Source organism: Pseudoalteromonas sp. SG43-4 (assembly GCF_014164325.1).
GTDB classification, from domain to species: Bacteria; Pseudomonadota; Gammaproteobacteria; order Enterobacterales; family Alteromonadaceae; genus Pseudoalteromonas; species Pseudoalteromonas distincta.
In genome coordinates this window covers 52,355-73,128 of record NZ_JACJFB010000014.1, presented here as the reverse complement: position 1 = coordinate 73,128, position 20,774 = coordinate 52,355, and the positions used below count along the sequence as shown (strand labels likewise).

General features: G+C 39.7%; 14 protein-coding genes. 8 read left to right on the top strand and 6 right to left on the bottom strand.

The genetic code is table 11. From position 1 onward, the window contains the following. Nucleotides 1–5 precede the first annotated feature (5 nt). From H5160_RS14140 to H5160_RS14130, 3 genes are all read left to right on the top strand, one after another. Nucleotides 6–740, top strand: coding sequence for a spondin domain-containing protein (locus H5160_RS14140; RefSeq protein ID WP_024607274.1), 735 nt, complete (start codon nt 6–8; stop codon nt 738–740). A gap of 62 nt (nt 741–802) precedes the next feature. Further along, complete coding sequence (locus tag H5160_RS14135) at nt 803–1,528, top strand: response regulator transcription factor (protein WP_182737805.1); 726 nt, start codon at nt 803–805, stop codon at nt 1,526–1,528. Between the two features lie 10 nt (nt 1,529–1,538). Then, nucleotides 1,539–3,026: a cell wall metabolism sensor histidine kinase WalK gene (locus H5160_RS14130; protein ID WP_007580487.1), complete on the top strand. Its 1,488-nt coding sequence runs from the start codon at nt 1,539–1,541 to the stop codon at nt 3,024–3,026. 42 nt (nt 3,027–3,068) lie between these two features. Here the strand turns inward: H5160_RS14130 and H5160_RS14125 are convergent, their stop codons facing one another. After that, entirely contained in the window at nt 3,069–5,243 is a 2,175-nt protein-coding gene (locus tag H5160_RS14125; RefSeq protein ID WP_182737804.1) for a S9 family peptidase, read from the bottom strand. A gap of 197 nt (nt 5,244–5,440) precedes the next feature. On the opposite strand from H5160_RS14125, the gene H5160_RS14120 reads away from it, so the two are divergent. Next, nucleotides 5,441–5,911: a DUF2721 domain-containing protein gene (locus tag H5160_RS14120; RefSeq protein WP_002960170.1), complete on the top strand. Its 471-nt coding sequence runs from the start codon at nt 5,441–5,443 to the stop codon at nt 5,909–5,911. A gap of 92 nt (nt 5,912–6,003) precedes the next feature. Further along, nucleotides 6,004–6,456, top strand: a complete 453-nt coding sequence (locus H5160_RS14115; RefSeq protein WP_024595584.1) for a cytochrome c — start codon at nt 6,004–6,006, stop codon at nt 6,454–6,456. A 113-nt stretch (nt 6,457–6,569) separates the two neighbouring features. Here H5160_RS14115 and H5160_RS14110 read toward each other — a convergent pair whose 3' ends face one another. Further along, nucleotides 6,570–9,725, bottom strand: a complete 3,156-nt coding sequence (locus tag H5160_RS14110) for an efflux RND transporter permease subunit (RefSeq protein WP_182737802.1) — start codon at nt 9,723–9,725, stop codon at nt 6,570–6,572. Between the two features lie 14 nt (nt 9,726–9,739). Then, a complete protein-coding gene (locus H5160_RS14105) occupies nt 9,740–10,918 on the bottom strand; it encodes an efflux RND transporter periplasmic adaptor subunit (RefSeq protein ID WP_182737801.1) in 1,179 nt (392 codons plus the stop codon). A 288-nt stretch (nt 10,919–11,206) separates the two neighbouring features. Between H5160_RS14105 and H5160_RS14100 the strand changes: the two genes are divergently transcribed. Next, on the top strand, nt 11,207–13,714 hold the full coding sequence (locus H5160_RS14100; RefSeq protein WP_182737800.1) for a zinc-dependent metalloprotease: 2,508 nt from the start codon (nt 11,207–11,209) through the stop codon (nt 13,712–13,714). 69 nt (nt 13,715–13,783) lie between these two features. Here H5160_RS14100 and H5160_RS14095 read toward each other — a convergent pair whose 3' ends face one another. Beyond that, entirely contained in the window at nt 13,784–14,572 is a 789-nt protein-coding gene (locus H5160_RS14095; protein WP_182737798.1) for a PhzF family phenazine biosynthesis protein, read from the bottom strand. Between the two features lie 72 nt (nt 14,573–14,644). Further along, nucleotides 14,645–15,259 (bottom strand): PQ-loop repeat-containing protein, encoded by a 615-nt coding sequence (locus H5160_RS14090; protein WP_182737831.1) that lies wholly within the window; start codon nt 15,257–15,259, stop codon nt 14,645–14,647. 290 nt (nt 15,260–15,549) lie between these two features. On the opposite strand from H5160_RS14090, the gene H5160_RS14085 reads away from it, so the two are divergent. After that, complete coding sequence (locus H5160_RS14085) at nt 15,550–16,683, top strand: PepSY domain-containing protein (protein ID WP_182737797.1); 1,134 nt, start codon at nt 15,550–15,552, stop codon at nt 16,681–16,683. A gap of 49 nt (nt 16,684–16,732) precedes the next feature. Beyond that, nucleotides 16,733–17,893 (top strand): lipopolysaccharide assembly protein LapB, encoded by a 1,161-nt coding sequence (locus tag H5160_RS14080; RefSeq protein WP_182737795.1) that lies wholly within the window; start codon nt 16,733–16,735, stop codon nt 17,891–17,893. Nucleotides 17,894–17,909: 16 nt separating this feature from the next. On the opposite strand, the gene H5160_RS14075 is transcribed toward H5160_RS14080, so the two are convergent. Further along, on the bottom strand, nt 17,910–20,726 hold the full coding sequence (locus tag H5160_RS14075) for a PD40 domain-containing protein (RefSeq protein WP_182737794.1): 2,817 nt from the start codon (nt 20,724–20,726) through the stop codon (nt 17,910–17,912). Nucleotides 20,727–20,774: the final 48 nt, after the last annotated feature.

The following is a 20,774-nucleotide window of genomic DNA, read 5'->3' as shown; positions in this document are numbered from 1 at the left end:
TGATTATGTCATCTGCTAACAACCTTAAAAAAAGTCTACTAGTGCTTGCACTTGCAACCACACTTGCAGCGTGTAGCGATAATGATAACGACCCAGTTGTTGAAGAGCCGGTCGTTGTTGAGCCAATTGTTGTAGAACCTGTGATCAGTGAGTTTACTATTACTTTTAGTAACTTAACTGCAGGACAGCCTTTGTCACCACTCTCTGTCATTGCTTTTGAAGATGAAGCACCTTGGACCTTCGGTACAACAGCTTCTGTTGGCTTAGAAATGCTTGCAGAAAGCGGTGCAAATGAAGAATACCTCAGCTACGAAAGTGCACTTGCTGCAGTTTCAGCTGAAGGCGCTATTGGCCCTGGTGAAACCACCACAGTAATCATTACTGTTGAAGAGCAAGAAACGCTTAATTTGTCATTTGCTGCCATGCTTGGGAATACAAATGATGCTTTTACCGGTCTTAGTTCTTTAGATGTATCAACATTAGAAGTTGGCGGCTCGTTATCACGCACTACGACAGCTTATGATGCGGGTACGGAAGCAAATACAGAAACAGCTGAAACTGTGCCAGGTCCTGCCGCTAGCGGTGAAGGGTTTAACGAAATACGTGACGATACAGCCGATATAATAACGATGCATCCAGGCATTGTTTCAAATCAAGATGGATTATCTACATCAGCACTTGGTGTTGAACATAAGTTTGATAACCCAGTATCGAAAATAGTAATTACGCGCACGCAGTAACGTTCCAGCTTGTAATGGGGAAGTAAGGGAGCACGGATGCCCCCTTTTTTACGAGGTTATACATGCGTCACGAAAAAATATTAGTAGTAGAAGATGACAGAGAAATAGGTAAATTAATTATCACGCAGCTAACGTCGCTTAACTTACATGTTGATCATGTTGTGAGCGCAGAACTAGCCTTAAAAAAAATAGCCAAGCATCCCTACGGACTTATTTTACTCGATATAAACTTACCCCAAATGGATGGTTTGAGCTTATGCCGAAAAATAAAAGAGCATTACCCTACTACCTCCGTTATTTTACTCACCGCGCTGAGTAGCGATATGGACAGAGTTATTGGCCTTGAAATGGGCGCCGATGATTATATTTGTAAACCCTTTTTTGCACGCGAATTACAAGCCAGAGTCAAAACCCAATTACGCCACAGAGCACAACTACTCGCAGGCCAAAACAACGACAACTCCCCCGTTGATAGCGAACAAACACTAAATGTAGGCTCACTCAATATAGAATTTAGTTCGCACCAAGTGTATTTAGGCAAGCAAGCCCTTAACCTTACCGCCACCGAATTTGATTTACTCGTTTACTTTGCACGCCATCCTAATCATGTTTTTAGCCGCCAGCAGTTACTCGATAAAGTATGGGGTTACCAACACAGTGGTTACGAGCACACGGTTAATTCACATATAAACCGCTTACGTGCCAAGCTAGAAGAACACCAACAAGCGCCTATCATCGAAACAGTTTGGGGTGTTGGTTACAAATTAAACCCTAGCCAACTCAATTAAGACACCTATTATGAAATTATCTTTGTATCAAAAATTAGCTATATCGCTAGTTGTCATTTTTTGTTTTATTTGCGCCCTAGTTTACGGCTGGAGCAAGCAACTGGAACTCACCTCAAAACATCATGCTGAGCAAAATTTACATTTGGCGCTTGCCGAGCATTTAGTACAGGATAACCCATTAATAAAAGAAGGTGTTTACGACTATAAAGCGCTTGAAAACCTCTTTCATACCTTGATGTTATTAGGCCCTGCGTTTGAATTTTATTTTGTAGACGAAACCGGAAAAATTCTTACTTACTCAGCAAAGCCGGGGAAAGTTAAACGCACGCATATTAGTTTAACGCCTTTAAAAAGGCTGATTAACGACCCAAGCGCTGCCCCTATTTATGGTGATAATCCTCGTAATAAAGAGCAACAAAAAATATTTTCAGCCGCGCCAGTATTTAATCAAGATAAGCTACAAGGCTATTTATATGTAATTATTGGTGGTGAGGCTTACGACACCTCACTAAGTACTGTAAAAAATAATGATAAGTTATGGCTAGCCGCTTTATGGCTTGGCTCTGCACTCGCATTTTTATTTATTGCGATGCTAATTTTGCTACGCTTTTTTACCAACCCAATTCAGCGCTTAGCCCGCGATGTTAGTAATATTGAAGCAGCTAACTACAGCCTTACCGACACCAAGCTAAGTAATTACTCAACGCAAAAAAGTAACGAAGTGCATAGTTTAGGGCGAAGTATTCAAGCCATGCTAACGCGTATTAACGAGCAGTTTAAAGCACTTGAGCAAGGCGATAAGCAACGCAAAGAGTTACTAACTCACTTATCGCACGACCTACGTACACCACTTGCTTCACTGCAGGGGTTTTTAGAAGTATTAAATCAGTCAGGCGAGCAGCTAAGTAAAAAAGAGCAGCAAGAATACTTGCAGGTATCGCTTAATAATTGTGGGCAATTAAAGCTACTCATAGAGCAAATATTTGAGCTTGCTCACTTAGAAAATGGCGAAATAAGTATAAATAAAGAAACCTTTAATTTAGGTGAGCTTATTTACGATTGCATGGCAAAATTTAGTTTAGCCGTTGATAAAAAAGGCATTAGTTTGTCGGTAGAACCTGCGATTTGTGATTTTCCTGTGGTTGCCGATATAGCTAAATTAGAGCGCGTGTTAAGTAACTTAATTGATAATGCAATTAGGCATACCCCTCGCGGCGGCAGCATTGCAGTACATGTAAAACGCAGTGACGATAATCAACTATTTGTGCATGTATCAGACACGGGCGTAGGCATAAAAGAAGATGAGCTGAATGCTATTTTTGATCCGCACTACCAAGCAAGTAATTCTAATAAAGAAGGGCGCCAGCAAGGTGGTTTAGGATTGGCTATTTGCAGAGGGTTATTAAAACTGATGGATAGCGAAATTTACGTACAAAGTGAAATTGGTAAAGGCACTATGTTTAGCTTTAACTTGCCACAAAAAAAGGTGCTTTCTTAAAAAGCACCTTACATTTTTGTTTATTTTAAATATATAAATTAATTACTTTTTAATACCCGCTAAATCAAGCATAAATGCATAGTTTAGCGCGGTATCTTCTAAGCGCTTAAAGCGACCCGATGCGCCGCCGTGCCCTGCTTCCATATCTATTTTAAACAGTAACTTATTGTCATCAGTTTTATAGTCACGCAGCTTAGCAACCCATTTTGCAGGCTCAAAGTATTGAACTTGTGAATCGTGCAAGCCAGTCGTTACCAACATATTAGGATATGCTTGCTTAGATACTTGGTCGTATGGCGAGTAAGATAGCATGTAATCGTAATACGCTTTTTCGTTCGGATTACCCCACTCGCCGTATTCATTTGTTGTAAGCGGAATGCTCGCATCAAGCATCGTTGTTACTACATCTACAAACGGTACCGCAGCAACCATGCCTTTATAAAGCTCAGGCGCTTGGTTTGCTACTGCGCCCATTAATAAGCCACCAGCACTGCCACCTAACGCAAATATTTCATCTTTTGCGCCATACTTTTGAGAAACCAATGCTTTAGTTACATCAACAAAGTCATTAAACGTATTCTTTTTAGTGAGTAGCTTGCCGTCTTCGTACCAAGGACGGCCTAGCATTTGCGAGCCACGTACATGGGCAATGGCAAATACAAAGCCACGGTCAAGTAAACTCAAACGCGTGCTTGAAAAAGTAGGGTCCATGGTTGCGCCATAAGAGCCGTAACCATATTGCAGTAGCGGGTTAGTACCATCTTTTTTAAACGCGTCTTTACGGTAAACTAAGCTTACCGGTACTTTTATGCCATCACGTGCTGTTACAAAAATACGCTCTGAGGCGTAATTATCAGCATCAAAATCACCTAATACAGCTTGCTGTTTAAGTAGTTTTTTATCGCCAGTCGCTAAATCTACATCGTACGATGAACCTGGAGTGGTCATGCTTGTGTAGTAAACACGTAACGTGCTGCTATCTATATCGTTATTGCCATAAGTACCAATTGTATAAGCGCTATCGTTAAAGCTCAGTGGCAACTCTTTACCTGTTTTTAAATGACGAGCAATCAACTTTGATTGGCCCATTTCACGCTCTTGGTAAACTAAGTAGTCATTAAATAAATCAATGCCTTCGAGCTTAATATCATCGCGCGCTGGGATCACACTTTGCCAATTTGCTTTGTCACCAGCTTTATCAATATCCACTTTCATCAGCTGAAAATTTACAGCATCTAAGTTAGTTACAATGTAGTAAGTATTTCCTAACTTCGAAATTTCATATTCAAGCCCTGCTTCGCGCTCAATTAAGCGTTTAGGCATTGCTTTAGCATCATCAGCACTTAGTACCGATACGCCTGATGCTGCTGTGCTGCTGTGCCAAATATAAATTTCTGACTCATCTTTGCTTTTACTCATACCCATGTAGTAACTGGTGTCTGTTTCTTCGTAAATTAGCTCATCATCAGCTTGTGGTGTACCTAATGTATGACGATAAACTTGGTAACCTAGTAGAGTTTGTAAATCTTTTTTAATGTAGTAAACCGTTTTATTATCGTTTGCCCAAACTATACCGCCGTTGGTGCCCTCAAGTGTATCTTCGAGTAATTTACCGGTTGTTAAATCTTTTATTTTTATACTATAAATACGACGGCTAACAGTATCTTCGCCATAAGCCATTAAATTGCCATTCGGGCTTACATTTAAGCCACTTACTGCATAATAATCATGGCCTTTCGCAAGCTCATTTACATCTAAAATAACTTGCTGACCCGTACCTGCAAAATCGCTGCTGCGTAAGTAAGTAGTGTACTCGTTATCGCCACGTGTTTGCGTTGAGTAAAAATAATCACCGCTTTTAACTGGGACTGAATCATCGTCTTTTTGGATACGCCCTTTTAGCTCTTCAAACAATTCACTTTGCAGCGTTTTGGTATGTGCAAGCATTGCATCTGTGTATGTATTTTCAGCTTCTAAATAGTTAATCACCTCTGGCGCTTTACGTTCGTCATCACGTAACCAATAGTAATTATCTACACGTGTGTCACCATGAATAGTCATCTCATGAGGCACTTTTTTAGCAACTGGGGCAATAGCTTGGGCTACTTGAACCGTTTTAACTTGTGTATTATTTTTTTTGGTTTCTTCAGGGGCTTGATTACAGCCACTTAAAATAGCTAGCGATAATGCAGCAAGTGCGAATGGAGTACGTTTCATCAGTCAAAGTCCTTGTTGTTTTTTGTTTTTTATTTTTTATTAAGTAATTAAATATACCTAAAAATAACCTGTGTTGTGATTTACTTTGTGAAGCTATGTAAAGTAAATCAACGTAATTCCTCTTTTCTTAATAAGCCTACATCAGGTACTCTGTAGATATATAAGTCATTTTCAAGCTCAACTGATTAAGGGTAGGAATGAATAACGAAGTAATAAATATTTTAACTATGGCTAAAGTAATTCAAACAGCTGTTGCCCCAGTATTCTTGATCACGGGTATTGCCGCTACTTTAGGTGTTTTATCTAATCGTTTGGCACGTATTACCGATAGGGCACGTCAGTTAGAACGCAGATTAAAAGTAAGTACTGACGAGGACTTTAATAAATCACTCGCTACAGAGCTGCGCGCCCTTTTAAAGCGTTCTCGATGTATACATATTGCTTTTAGTTTAAGTGTATTAAGCGCATTGCTTGTATGCGCTGTGGTTATGTTGTTATTTTTATCGCACATTCAATCTATAAACTTAGGCGTTACCATTGCAAGTTGCTTTGTAGCAGCAATGGCATTACTCATATGTGCATTTATGTCGTTACTTGGTGAGGTATTCTTAGCAACTAGAAGCATGCGTCGCGGGATGATATTTGCAGATATTGATATAAACGATTAAGTTTTAGTTAAATCTATCGTATTCACTTGAATAAATACGATGTTAGATACAAGATACCGAATTAAGAATTACAATTTTCAACAGGGGCAAACATGAAATTAAAAAAAGTATTAGCAACAATAGCACTGGCAACGTGTGCATTTAGCGTATCGGCAAATTCTGCATTTAAAGAGCCAAGTGACGCGATTGAATACCGCCAAGCAGCGTTTTCAATGATCTCAGTACAAATTGGTGACATGGGCGCAATGCTAAAAGGTAAAGTACCTTTTGACGCAGAGCAATTTAAAAAGCGTGCTAACAACGCAGCTGCACTTTCAAAAATGCCATGGGAAGCGTTTTACGAAGGAACAGATAAAGGCGACACAGCTGCACTTGCTGCTGTTTGGTCTGAAAACGATACTTTTATGAAAAAAGCAACTGCATTCCAACAATACGCAGATGAACTAGCAGTAGCGGCTCAATCAGGCGATAAGGCCGTAATTGGTAAAGCTTTTGGCGCATGGGCTAAAGGCTGTAAAGATTGCCATAAGCAATTTAAAGATTAATTATTGTTGTTTTAATACTTAATGTAGTAACAACAAATGATAAAAAGCACTGAATGGTTAATCATTCAGTGCTTTTTGTACCCGGCATTTAAGCCCGTATGTTATTTATTGAGCTAAACCTTCTGCGGGCGACGTTTAAATACAGTCCTAATCCCACCCAAAATGCGTGTAAACACCTTACCAATATCACTTAATATAATGTACAAGCATGGCACTAATATAAGTGTTATTAATGTTGCAAACATCACTGCAAAACCAAGCGCTACCGCCATAGGTATTACAAACTTAGCCTGCAGGCTTGTTTCAAACATAATGGGCAATACACCTGCAAATGTAGTAATTGAAGTAAGTAATATAGGTCTGAATCGAGCACAACCGGCATCTATTACAGCATTTTTAATACTAACACCTGTTTTACGGGCTTGATTCACATAATCGGTCATAACGAGTGAGTCGTTTATAACCACCCCTGCTGCTGCAATAATACCAAAGCCAGACATTAAAGTTATATCCAAACCAAACCAGTAATGCCCCCATATTGCTCCCGTTAAGCTAAATGGAATCACCGACATAACAATAAGTGGTTGCGCATAACTCTTAAGGGGTACGGCTAATAAAATATACACCAAAATCATACCGCCGAAGAAAAACATCTTCTGCTGATTAGCCTGATCTTGTTGCTCTTCAATGGCGCCACCTAGTTCTGACTTAACACTTGGATACTCTTCTTTAAGTTGTGGTAGTAGCTTTTCTTTAATTTGATCTACAACTTCGTTTGGCTCAATTTGCTCTTCATCAATATTGCCATAAACATACACGGTACGGTAGCCACCTTCGCGGCGTATATAGCTAATACCTGGCGTTTCTGTTAGCTCTACTACATCACCAAGAAGTACTTCACGGCCCTGCGGGGTAGTAACAACCGCATGCTTAAGTGACGAAAATGCCTCTCGAGTCAGTTTAGGGTAACGCACCATTACACGTACTTCCTCGCCTCGGCGAATAACACGTTGAGCCTCACCACCGTAAAAGCTTGCCCCAACTTGATTTGCAATAGAAGCTAAGTCTAAATCTAAATCGTAAGCGACCGGTTTTAGGCTCATTTGCACTTCTTTACTTGCAGGATCTATTGTTGAGCTAATATCAAACAAACCTTCTTGCTGTTGCAGCAACTCTATAAAACGACGTCCTGCATTATTTAATGTATCAATATCAGAGCCATATAATAAATAACCAAATTCGCCGTCACTGCTCCCTCCATTTACATCATCATAAATGGTTAATGATTTAACACCGGCAATATCGGGCATCGCCTCGCGCCAACGTCGTGATAATTCAAACGCGTTATAAGGCCTTATACTTTCATCAACAAGGGGAACAAGCACTTGTGCTTCAGTTCGCCCTTGGTTAAATACTAAAATATCTCTTATGAGTTTTTGACCATATTTGCGTTCGGTATCTTCATCAATCGCAATCACCATCGCTTCTATTTCACGAATAGCATTTATTGTTTGTATGTCTGATACATTGTCATTCATTTCTAGATTTATTTGCGGGTAGTCATGCGGGATCTTTGGCATAAACCCGGTACGAACTTGATTTGATGAGATTAAAGCAAAGGTTACGATTAATAGAGCAATAAATGAAAATAGCACTGACCAACGCCATTCAACACAACGTATAACAAAGCGTTTATATGGGCCATTTACAAAACCAAAAAATCGCGTATTAAACCGATCTCGCCAGCCCCCCTCTTTTATTGGTGAAAAATGAGTGTGAGCAATATGGGCAGGCAATATCAACTTTGATTCAATCAAACTAAATACCAAGCACAGCATTACCACCACAGCTATACCATAAAAGAAGGCACTTTCTGGGCCTGTAGATAACGTAAATGGAGCAAATACTGCAATGGTAGTTAGTACACCAAAAGTTGCAGGGGTTGCTACGCGTTTTGCGCCATTAACCACATTAACAACACCGCCGCCTTTTTTCTCTATTTCGGTGTAGGCACTTTCGCCTATGACAATGGCATCGTCCACCACAATCCCTAGCACCATAATAAAAGCAAAAAGTGATAAAATATTAATGGTTACACCAAACAGTGGCATCATCATCATTGCGCCCAAAAAGCACACTGGTAAACCAATCATTACCCATAATGCCAACTTAAAGCGTAAAAAGATTGATAGCATAATTGCAACCAAAACAGCACCCTGAATAAGGTTTGTAACCATCATGTCTAAGCGAGCATTTAAGTAGTACGTCATATCCATTAATGGCTCTAAGCGAACCCCCAGTGGTAGCTCTTTATTTTTTAATTCTATAAATGCTTTTACTGAATCAGCAACTGGGATAATACTTTGCTCTTCGGTCGCTTTCACCGATATATAAACCGCATTTTCACCATTGAATTTAAAGTAACGCTCACCTTCAGTGAACTGATCTTTAATCACGGCAATATCTTGCAGTAACACTTTAGCGCCATTAGCCCCTATTTTTACCGGTATTTGCCTAAATTCTTCACCAGAGTAAAACTGATTTTCGACGCGAACAGAAATAACACCTGCGTCTGTTTTTAGCTGCCCCGCCGAAAAGTTAGCTGAGTAACGACGCACTGCATTCATTACATCACTAAGGGTTAGGTTATATTGACGCAGCGTATCGGGTTCGATTTCAATTGCTATTTCATCAAGAGGAACATCGTTTACCACTAACGACACGTTAGATAGCTGTAGTAACTCATCCTCTATTTGGTTTGCTATAGGCTTAAGCTCAGTAAGCGGCAAGTCAGCAACGAGCGTCATACCTATAACATCTTGCCTAAACTCAACCTGACTTATGGTGACCGGTTCCATACCGGCAGGAAACGTTGCTATACCATCAACCCGTAACTTAACTTTATCGAGTATATCGGTCAGCTCTACATCAGTATTAATTTCAAGACTTGCTCTACCGCCATTTCTAAATGCCCTGTACACACCTTTTTTAATTTCGGTCACATCTTTTAGCGACTCTTCAATTTTTATAAGTATGCTTTCTTCTATTTCCTGAGGAGAGGCACCGGGGTAATTAGCCTCAATATTAATGTAGTTAATCTCTACATTAGGAAACATTTGGCGTTGGATATTTAGAAAGCTAATAATTCCCATCACCACAATAAAAATCATCATTAGGTTGGCAGCAACGGAGTTATTAGCGAAGTAAGCAATAATACCGGTTTGTTTTTCAGCGTTAGGCGCTGTATTTGGTAGTTCAGTGTTACTCATAACTCAGCCTACCTTTATAATTTTTCAGTGGAAGCATTTTCAAGTGCCTCTGTATTTTTAGTATTTTGAAGGCCCGCAATTTTTACAGCCATGCCTTTTTGCGGATATTCTGGCAAAGTAATCACCAACTTATCATCTGCTTGCAAACCATCACTGATGTAAAAGTACTCACCCTCTTCACGAATAACTGTGACTTTGCGCGGCTCAAGTTGCTGCTCTTCATTAACGATCCATACGGTTTTGTTATTAACTAACTCTTGCGGTAAGCGGTAAATATTATTGAGCATTGCACCTGCAAAATTTACCTGTACGTAGCTACCAAACTTAATGGCTGGTTGTATATTCTTAAGACCGTATGGGTCTTCTATACGCACTACTAAACTGCTCATACGCGTAGCGTTATCAACAATCCCTAGATCGCGGTCAATTACACCTTCACGGGTGAAGCTGTTTAGGCCTTTTTGAATAATCGTTGCGGTAATACCTTTAATACGCTCTGGCAAAAAAACGCTATCGAACCCTGCTATAGGAATAATCACTTCAGCGGTCTCAATATTATTGAGTTCAGCAACTTGCGAACCCATAGTGACAAATTGTCCAACACCTATATTTCGACTAATAACCAATGCGTCGTAAGGGGCTGTAACATCACAATTATCCAAATCACGTTGCGCGCGCTTTAATGCAGCTTGCGCCGACTTTACAGATGCCTGCGCACTGAGCACTTGAGGTTTACGTAAAAATAAATCTGTGCGCGCTTTACTTGGAAAGCGCTTGGCTTCGTCTTCGGCTACTCGAGCTTGAGCTTGTTCCTCTATTAAACCCGCTTGTGCGCGAGCAAGCTCGGCCTCTGCAACAAGTACTGCTGCTTCATAGTTGTCTTTTTCGATAGTGAATAAGGTTTCACCGCGAGCAACTATGCCACCGGCTACAAAATTAGGATGCCAACTTAACACCTCGCCCGACACCTGAGCCGAGAGCAGTGTATTTTCAAGAGGCTTTACTTCACCGTAGCTATTAATAATAACTTGGTGATCGTTTGCAATCACTGGCTCAACTTGCACTGTTGGACGAGTATCAATTACTTCTTTTTTTTCTGGATCTTTTGCAATGGCATTGATTCCCATAAAGCCAACAACACCAACAATGAGCGCTACAAATGGAAAAACCCATCTAAGTGAATTTGTTTGCATATCCTATTATCCCCAAAATTCTATTAACGCCATAATACCAGAGCCATATGAAACATTAAGGTGACATTTGTAAGCAACTGTTGCAAATACATATAAACCGCTGCTATTTAGGGCTATAGAATATAACTCCACATGCAGCTCACCTCATTCGTTATATTTTGTTACAAACTTTTATTCATTAATATCAGTTTATTAGCGTTAAACACTTAAATTTCATAGCGAAGATGTGCGAAATTAAATTAATTTACGTACAGTCCAATTAAATTAACAAATATTAAAAGTCTCAAAATGAAATTAACGACCATCACCCTTGCGCTTAGCTTAGCGTTTGGCAGCCATGCATTTGCAGCCGATAAAAAAGACGAAAAAGAGTCAAAAACACTTAGCGAAATGATCAAAGGACAAACCGAATTTGCCGGTATATTTAGCCTTTATCAAAACGAAAAAACCGGTAAGCACCTTATGGTGATTAACGAATCCCAACTCAATACGCCGTTTGTGTATTTTGCGCACACTGTCGATGGCGTTACAGATGCAGGCCATTATCGTGGTTCGTACCGCGAAACTAAATTAATTGAATTTAGAAAATACTTTGACCGTATCGATATTATTAGCAAAACACCTCGCTACAAATTTGACGAAAGCAGTGCAATTTCAAAAGCGAGTGATGCCAATATTAGTGAAGCGGTACTTGCGAGCATTAAAATAGAAAAAGAAGAAGACGGTAAAATAGCATTTAATGTAAATAAGTTATTTTTAAGCGAAGCACTTCATAAAGTATCGCCTACACCAAATCCTGCTGATAAAAACGCTAAAAAGCGCTTTAAAGTAGGTAAACTAGACGATAAAAAATCACGCATTATTAAACAGCGTCCATATCCTAATAACTTAGACGTAGTTGTTGATTACGTATTTACTAACCCAAGCCCAACGGTACGTGGCTCAAATGCAGTAAGCGACCCGCGTAGCGTATCGGTAAAAGTGCAGCACTCGTTTGTCGCTCTACCTAGCAATAACTACGCACCACGTATGGATGATGCGCGCATTGGTTATTTTACAAATCAATTTGATCAAATGACATCTACCGATTGGGCACCTTATCAAGATGTTATAAAACGCTGGGACTTACAAAAGAAAGACCCAAGTGCAGCGCTTTCAGAGCCAGTAAAACCAATTACTTGGTGGATAGAAAACACCACACCCATTGAATGGCGCGATACTATTCGTGACGCTGTTTTAACGTGGAATACCTCTTTTGAAAAAGCCGGCTTTAAAAATGCCTTAGAGGTAAAAGTACAACCAGACGATGCAGACTGGGATGCGGGCGATATCAATTACAACGTACTGCGTTGGACTTCGTCACCTAAGCCTCCATTTGGCGGATACGGGCCAGCACTTGCTAACCCATTAACAGGCGAAATACTGGGCTCAGACATTATGCTTGAGTTTGTATTTATGAAAAACCGCTGGATTTACGACACGCTTTTCACACAAGGAACAATGAGCCACGGTGAAACAACAAATACCGGCGAGCTAAATTGCTCTCTTGGGCATGAGATTCAACAAAATCTAATGCTTGCCAAAGGCCTTGCTAGCGGCGACAAAATTGAAGATAAAGAAATGCTTCGCCAAGGTCTAACGCAATTGGTACTTCACGAAGTTGGCCATACTTTAGGTCTTAACCATAATATGAAATCATCAATTTTGTGGGATGAAAAAGAAGTACACGATAAAAACAAAACCCAAGGCATAGTAACCGGTTCTGTTATGGATTATGCACCCGCTAACATTGCCCCAATTGGTACGCAGCAAGGTGATATTTTTCAAACAAAACCTGGTCCTTACGATGATTGGGCAATTAACTATGGCTACAGCGTAGCGCTTGCAGATGAAGCTGCTGAGCAAGCTCGACTTGAAAAAATACTTGCTCGTTCAAGTGAACATGCCCTTGCCTTTGGTAACGATGCAGACGATATGCGCGCACCAGGTCGCCATATCGATCCACGTGTAATGATTGGTGATTTGTCGTCAAACCCTGCTGCCTATGGCGCAGATCGTATGGCACTAATTAATAAACTATTTACTGAGCTAAAAGATAAAGCAACGGTTAAAGGTGAGTCTTACCAACAGCTTGTTACCTCTGCTAATAGCTTATTTGGTCAGTACCGAGCTCAAGCAGGTGTGGTTTCTCGCCAGATTGGTGGCGTATACGTTGAGCGCGCTGTAGTGGGTGATACAAATGCAGATAAACCATTTACACCGGTATCGCTTGAGCGTCAAACACAAGCAATGGATATACTAGCCAAGTTTGTATTTGCGCCAGACGTACTACAAAACATGCAACCTCTTTATAGCTACTTACAGCTGCAACGTCGTGGCTTTAATCACTATGGCAAAAATGAAGACCCTAAAGCACACCAAATGATTTTAGGGATGCAAAAGTCTGTACTTGCACAGCTATTACACCCAGCGGTATTACTGCGTATTTCTGACACAGCTCTGTACGGTAACGAATATAGCCTAACTCAGTTTATGGAAGATTTAACCGCCAGCATTTTCGTGAAAAGCAAAGACGCCAACTCTATTAGCCACAACTTACAAATTGAGTATGTTAACCAGTTAATTGCAATTGCGGGTCTTGGCAAAGCAAGCAAATACGATAACTTAGCTAAAACAGCAGCGTTATATCAGCTAACTCAAATAGCCGACACCAGTGTTGCTTGGGGTGCAGATACAGCAACTAAAGCGCATAAAAAATATATTGATCGCTTAATTGCAAAAGCGCTAGAAGCATAAAATACCTCTACTAATTGAGTAAACCAAGGCCACGATTTACGTGGCCTTTTTTATAACTTAATTCACAGTTTAAATATAAATAGTGCCTTTTAAATACCTTACAGCATGCCCGGTCAAAGTGACGGTTGTATCATTCACTTTGCAAATTAAATGCCCGCCTCTGCTTGAAGCCTGATAAGCACTTAACGTAGTTTTACCAAATTGCTGCGCCCAGTAAGGTGCCAAGCCAGTATGAATTGAGCCCGTTACATAATCTTCGTCGCCACCGCTTGCAGGCCAAAAATAGCGAGATATAAAATCATATTCAGCACTTGGAGCAGTGGCCACTACATCAAGTGGATAAAGCGTTTTTAAAAGCTCAGAGTTAGTTTTTAATTCAAGTATTTGATCGGCATTTTCATAAATAGCAAAGTAAGCTTGGCGATTTTTAAGCATTTTACTCGGTTGTATAGACAAGCCATCAAGCAATTGCTGCGGTACATTTTGTACCTCAATCGGTGCTTGTTTAGGAAAGGTCATTGCAAAGCTGCCATCAGCGTTTTTATTAACGATTAGCTCGCCCACCGCATCAGCAACAAAGCGAATTTTCGATATATTATGCTCTTCACATAAAACATAGGCAGCCGCAAGTGTGGCGTGACCACAAAAGTCGATTTCCATCAAAGGTGAAAACCAGCGAATAACAAAACTTCCATCGTCTTGAAGGCAGGTAAAAGCAGTTTCAGATACGTTATTCTCAGCGCCAATCTTTAGCATTAAATCGTCACTTAACCACGATTCTAGTGGGATCACTGCCGCATAGTTACCTTTAAATAACTCATTCGTAAACGCATCAATTTGATGAATAGCTAATTGCATTGTTTAAACTTTGTAATGATTAATAGCTTAAAACTGCCATACCTAAACTAAATTAGCACTTTTATTTTTGCTTTAAGCCATTACAGGTCGCATTCTATAGTATTGCATACAACCAAATTGCACAGCATTGGTAAGCAATAGCATAATAAACATAAGTAAGTGCGCCGTGCTTGGAGCCGCTGTTGTAAGCTCAACAACTAAGCCGCAAATACCAGCAATAAACTGCAAGCTAAAGTAGCGCGCGCTTAAATTACTCACATTACCCGTACGCAATGTTTTATAAGTTTGCGGCATAACACGTACCGAACTCATCACAAGACCAACATACGTTAAAGCGCTTAATACCGTTGCAGTATCAAGGCTTGAATTTAAAAGCAGTGAAAAAGGCAGTAACGAAAAACCTAGCATAGTAACCAGCTGTACACGTTCTCGTTTAGCTGCATTGAAACGTGCAAAAAAATATAAAATAAGCCCGCTTAACGCACCGGTTACAATAAATGGTAACGCAATATAATAGCGCTCAAAGAAAATATTGTAGGTTATAAAATAAAGGCTTTGTGCTAATCCAAATGTCATCATTAATAGTGACAAACCAGAGACACTACGATTTTTTCGAATTTTGTTTAGTAATGGTAAAAAACTAAAAACCAAAATAAAAGAAGACAATATAGGCAAATAATGCACCAAAGCAACCTCGCTCGTTACATAAATGTTAATTAAAAACAGAAATAAAAACATTTAATAAACATCTGTTTTTAAAAGGCTTTTACTATGAGCGCGGCATTGTAGAGCCGCGTAAATTTAACTCAACTAAATAAGACATTCTTATTTTAGGTACTGGCAAGCTAGGTATACAAAAACCGTAGAATTAAGTTCACGGTTTACCTATTTAATAGAAAACCTACTCACAAGCTATTAAATGAAAATGATAGTTGTTATCATGCGCAAGTCATTAACTGCAATATATAAAACTATCTATGAGAAAAACTCTTTTTAAAATTCACAGTTGGATCGCTCTTATAGCTCTCATTCCCTTGGTTGTTATTAGTATTACAGGGAGCGTATTAGTTTTTAAAAGTGAAATAGATGGCTTACTTATGCCAAGCAGTCACTATGTTGTAAAAGCACTGCCAGAGCGCATGCCAATCGACAAATTAATCGCAAAAACAGAGCTTGCTTACCCTGAGTATGTAGTAGGTAGTTGGGAGATATTTAACGATGATACTGCTGATCGGGTTTACTTAGTTAAACGCGGGACAGAGCAATGGTATAAGTTTCATTTAAACCAGTATACGGGTGACATTTTGTCAGAGCCTGTTGGTACCAGCCATTATTTTACTGATTGGTTTTTAGAACTGCATTACACCTTTTTACTTAACGACTTTAAAAACCTGCCAGGGCAAACAGGCACAGTACTAGGCTTCTTTTTTGCTCTGTTTTTATTGGTATTAGGTATTACAGGACTTATTATTTATCGTAAATTTTGGCAGCGCCTATTTAGTGTGCGCTGGCGTGCAACACTGCAAATTGTACTTAGCGACATTCATAAAATGACTGGGGTGATAGGGTCGCCCATCATTATTATTTTAGCTATTACAGGTGGCTACTTTAACTGGGCGGTGTGGTATCACGAAGTTATTGAACACGCTGAGGAAGAGCACTTTGTACTAACCAAAAACTTGCACAGTAGCGATATTTCGTTTCAACACATACTCGATGACAGTAAAAAGCAAATACCCACTTTTAATGGTACGTTTTTAGTTATGCCACTCGAGCCTGACGAAAATATCACCTTATTCGGCGAAGTCGATACAAATAACCCGCTTGCGAGCGAATACGCTAATACGGTTAGCTACGATAAGCATACAGGCGAACATTTAACTAACTGGGATATTCGCGAAGTAGGCGTTGGCTGGCAAGTAATTGATAGCTTTAGAAAACTTCATTTTGGCTACTTTGCAGGGCTAACAAGTAAAATACTGTGGTGCGTAATTGGTTTGAGCCCAGTGTGGCTAGCAGGTACTGGTTTTTACTTGTGGTTTACCCGCCGTAAACGTAAAAAACAATCACAAAAAAATCGCTCAAGTAAACGCAGTACAGCAAGTGCTTGATTAAAAACCCACCACATTGTAATGTAAAATTTAACAATGGAGTGGGTTTATGATGTTTTATAAAATAGCAGTCTGTATTACTTTTTTATATTTAGTTGGATGTAACACAACCAAGGTTCACCAAGTAGAACAACAAATAGAGCTTGAACAACTATTAAACCATTCTTTGTTTAATAAACTCGACACTCCTTCTGAGTACAGTATTTTCGAGCTGCCAAATGCTGAAAAAGAAAAATTTTTAGCCTATGCCGAAAAACAAAAACAGTCTGAAATCCGTCATGACCGCATTATTTACAACTACCTCGAAAGCAACTTAGCTAACTTTAAATACCACGGCGATACACTTACTTCAGCCCAAGCCTTAAAACTTTCGCAAGGCAACTGTATTAGCTTAGCTGTTTTAACACAAAGCTATGCACAAGCTCTCGGATTAGAAACGAGCTTTCAAGAAGTAACAAGTCAGCCTGTATACGCAAAAGAAAATAATGTTGTTTATGTAGCAAGCCACTTTAGAACAAGAGTATACGCCCCAAAAGTAGAGAAAAAAGATGATAATATTGTTGAATTTTTCAGAGCGGGCACATTAATCGACTACTTTCCTACCCGTCGCAGCTTTTATTCAAGCAGTGCAGATTATAACGATTTAGTTTCTAAGTTTTACAGTAATTTAGCTGCAACAGCGCTAGCAGACAAACAGCTGGATATTGCTTACTCACTTATTTTACAAGCAAACAAATACACTCCCAATGATCCTGAATTATTTAATATAGCGGGCGTTTTGCATCGTCGGGCAGGTGATTTACAAAGCGCTAAAAATATCTATCAAACAGCACTTAGTAATAATGAAATAAGCATTAATTTAATCAGCAACTATCAGCTTTTAGCTAAAAAATTAGGCGACAAAGAGCTTGTTAAAGAGCTCACGTCACAATTAGTTAATAAAGAAAAAGACCCATATGAATTACTAGTAATCGCTAAAAACAACTTACAAGCTGGCCATGCTCATCAGGCTAAAGCACACCTTGAGCAAGCTATTACTAAAGCGCCTTACATTGCTGAGTTATACTTGGAACTCGCAAAAGTTCGCTATCAACAAGGTAATATTAAACAAACACAAACCTTGCTTGAGAAAGCTATCGAACTAGAACGTGATAACCAAAAAATCGATGTATATCAAGCTAAGTTACTATCCTTGCAGATGGATGAGTAACTTAGCCAATTGATATTTATAGCGAATAATAAAAGCTTAGCCACGCTCGCATTTCATCTTCAAAACTATCGCCTTCTACTCGCGACAGTCCCATATTAAATATTAAGTCATTTATACCAGCAGGCCCCATTCCAAAACTAAAATCACCTTGGTATTTTAAGCCGTAGCTTTGTGCGTATACGGTGTCGTCGAGTTGATGTTGCTTATAATAAAGCCACGGCATGCCTTCTTTAAAGCTAAAGCCGCCACCGTAGCCTTGATAGCGCTTTGCAGTTGCACTGTAAAAAGGCAGCTCAGATGAAAGTGCATATTCACTATTTTGCTGCTGATTAATAAGATTTGAGCTAAAGCCACCTAATGCAAGGCTCCTGTCATCACGTTGTTTTTGAGAAAAATTTGCATAAAGAGGAATACCAAACGCTTTACCAAAAAGTTTGGCGGCTAAATCGTAACCTTGCCAACTATTGCTCTTACTACTGCCATCGTACCAACTTGCATAAAGACTTTGCCCTATTGCAAAATCTTGACGATCATATTGCCAATTTTGAGCAATGCCTAAACGCGTCCAATTTTTATGGCTTTGCCTATAATCAGTGTAATTGTAGGCAAGCTCTGGCGTTAAACTTAACTGCCCAAATTTAACGGGGTAACTTATTGCGGCAAAACCACCACGGGCATCCATGTCTGCACTTAGACTTTGCTCATACTGGCGCGATGTATCTAAATCATAGTCAAACAGTGCAAGTTTCAGTTTTACATCAAGCGCATTATATTTTGCCTGCACATAACCACCGTGCAATGCCCCATCGTGTAAATCAGTGCTATACCCCGCCTGTAAGTCGAGCTGCTTTAATAAGTCGCTACTTTTAATGCTTAAATCTAACAAACTGGTAGAAGCTGAATAATACTGAGAGCCAATCGCGAAAGTAGCGTGCTGGTCGAGCACGTTGTAATTTGTTTGCTCTGTAGTTTCGTGCTTATATATTTTAGCTTTTAGAAGTGTATGGTCGTTTACTATTAGCAGCGGTGCTTTTTTGTTAGCTGCAAACTCAGTAACTACAGTGCTTTTTATAGCTTTTGGCAGTGTTTTTACATTTGGCCCATCTGCGGTTATCGAAAAATAGAGTAACGAGCCATCAGCCATTTCAATTGGGTGGGCAACGGCCTCTTGCCCTTGGGTTAACTTGGTGAGTGTTTTACTCTCTATGTTGTAGTTATAAATATCGGTGGCGCTATTTAAACCTGCAACAAAGTAAAGTGACTCGCCATTATGGCTAAAGCTTGGCTGACTTAAATATTGATACCCGTTTGGCATAGGTACTGATAGCTGTTGCTCGCCGTTTATGTCTTGTATATACAATTGCCAGTTTTCATTTAATGACGTTGATAAATAAGCCAATTTAGTTTCATCAGGACTGAGAATTGGGTAATCGTAAGTTGTCTCAAGGCTTTTTGTAAATAATGGTGTGATGGTTTGCGTATTAAGATCAACCCTCACTAATTCAGAGTAACCATCTCTTATTTGCTCGCCATACAAGGTTTCACCGTTACTGGTTACGCTAAATCGTCGTATACCAGCAAGTTCTGTAAGCTGTGTAATATTCCCAGTGTCAGTGTTATAGCTAAATATGTCAGACACTTTGTTATAAATACCCGACTCTTCATTGCTGTACGCATTGAAATACAACGTTGTGCTATTTACCCATTGAGGATTTGCAATACCGGCTCGGTTAATTTGATTAAGCACTTGTTTTTGTTCGCGCTTAAACACACTGGGCGCTGTATCGGGGATGTCTTGTGCATCGTTTTCGAGTAGCTCTTTTTGCGCTTTAGTAAACTCTTCTTGCGCTTTAATGTTGTCATCCGTGCTATAAATTATAAGCTTGGTATTACTCTCTTTATCTCGCTCAACAATCGCAATCTTACTACCATCTTTTGAAAGTGCTGGGTTACTTGCATATAAGTTAAGCTCAAGCCAAAGTTCACTATTAAGTAACGGCTCCCCTTGCTCTATTTGCATTGCTTTATAGGTATATTCAGCTATAAATCGGCGATATAGCTTGGCTGCACTTTGCCCAAACACACCGCTAAATGCCTCATCAAAATCACGCATTTTTACGCCTTGCATTCGCGTCCAAACACTATCGAGTGTTTGCTCTGAATAGTTTTGCTCTAGCCAATTTAAAAAGCGGCTACCCATTAAGTAAGCCATTGAGCCGCCCATAAAGCCCTGCTCGCCATTTAATTGCCCATAGGTTGGCAAAGCACCTTGCTGAGCAAATTCTCGCAGTATTGACTCTGAGTAGTTATCAAATAAACGCCCACGGCCCGTCATTTTAGACTCAATCAATGTGGCATAACCTTCGGCTACCCAGCGCGGTGTATCACTGTAAGTTAAGTCGTATAAATCCCATATGCCACGTACTTTTTGCTGCCAGTGATTGCGTGTAGGCTGTGCTAAATGCACTAAGTGAATATATTCATGCAGTACAAGTAACTGCTGCCAGCCAGCGCTGTTTGATATAACGGTGTCGGATTGTGGTGGGGTTGTAAAAAGTGCCATTACAGGATTATTTGAGGTAGGTAGCGCAAAGCCATTTGCCGCATTTACGGGATCAAACACCACTACATCAACTGTTTTATCAAGTGTTCGGTTTTGCTGCTCAAGCACTTTGGTGCGTACTATTTCAAGCTCTGCTGCAGTTGATTTAGCAAAATCAGCATGCTCAACACTGTAGTGAATGTTGAAATGTTCGGTATGAATAGTTTGCCAATCGGCTGCAAAGATCGGTGCTGCTAGTAATAAAGCTGATGCGATAAGTGTTTTTTTCATGAGCGTCCCTAAAATAATTCCTTAATACCATCTAGGGTATTATTAAAT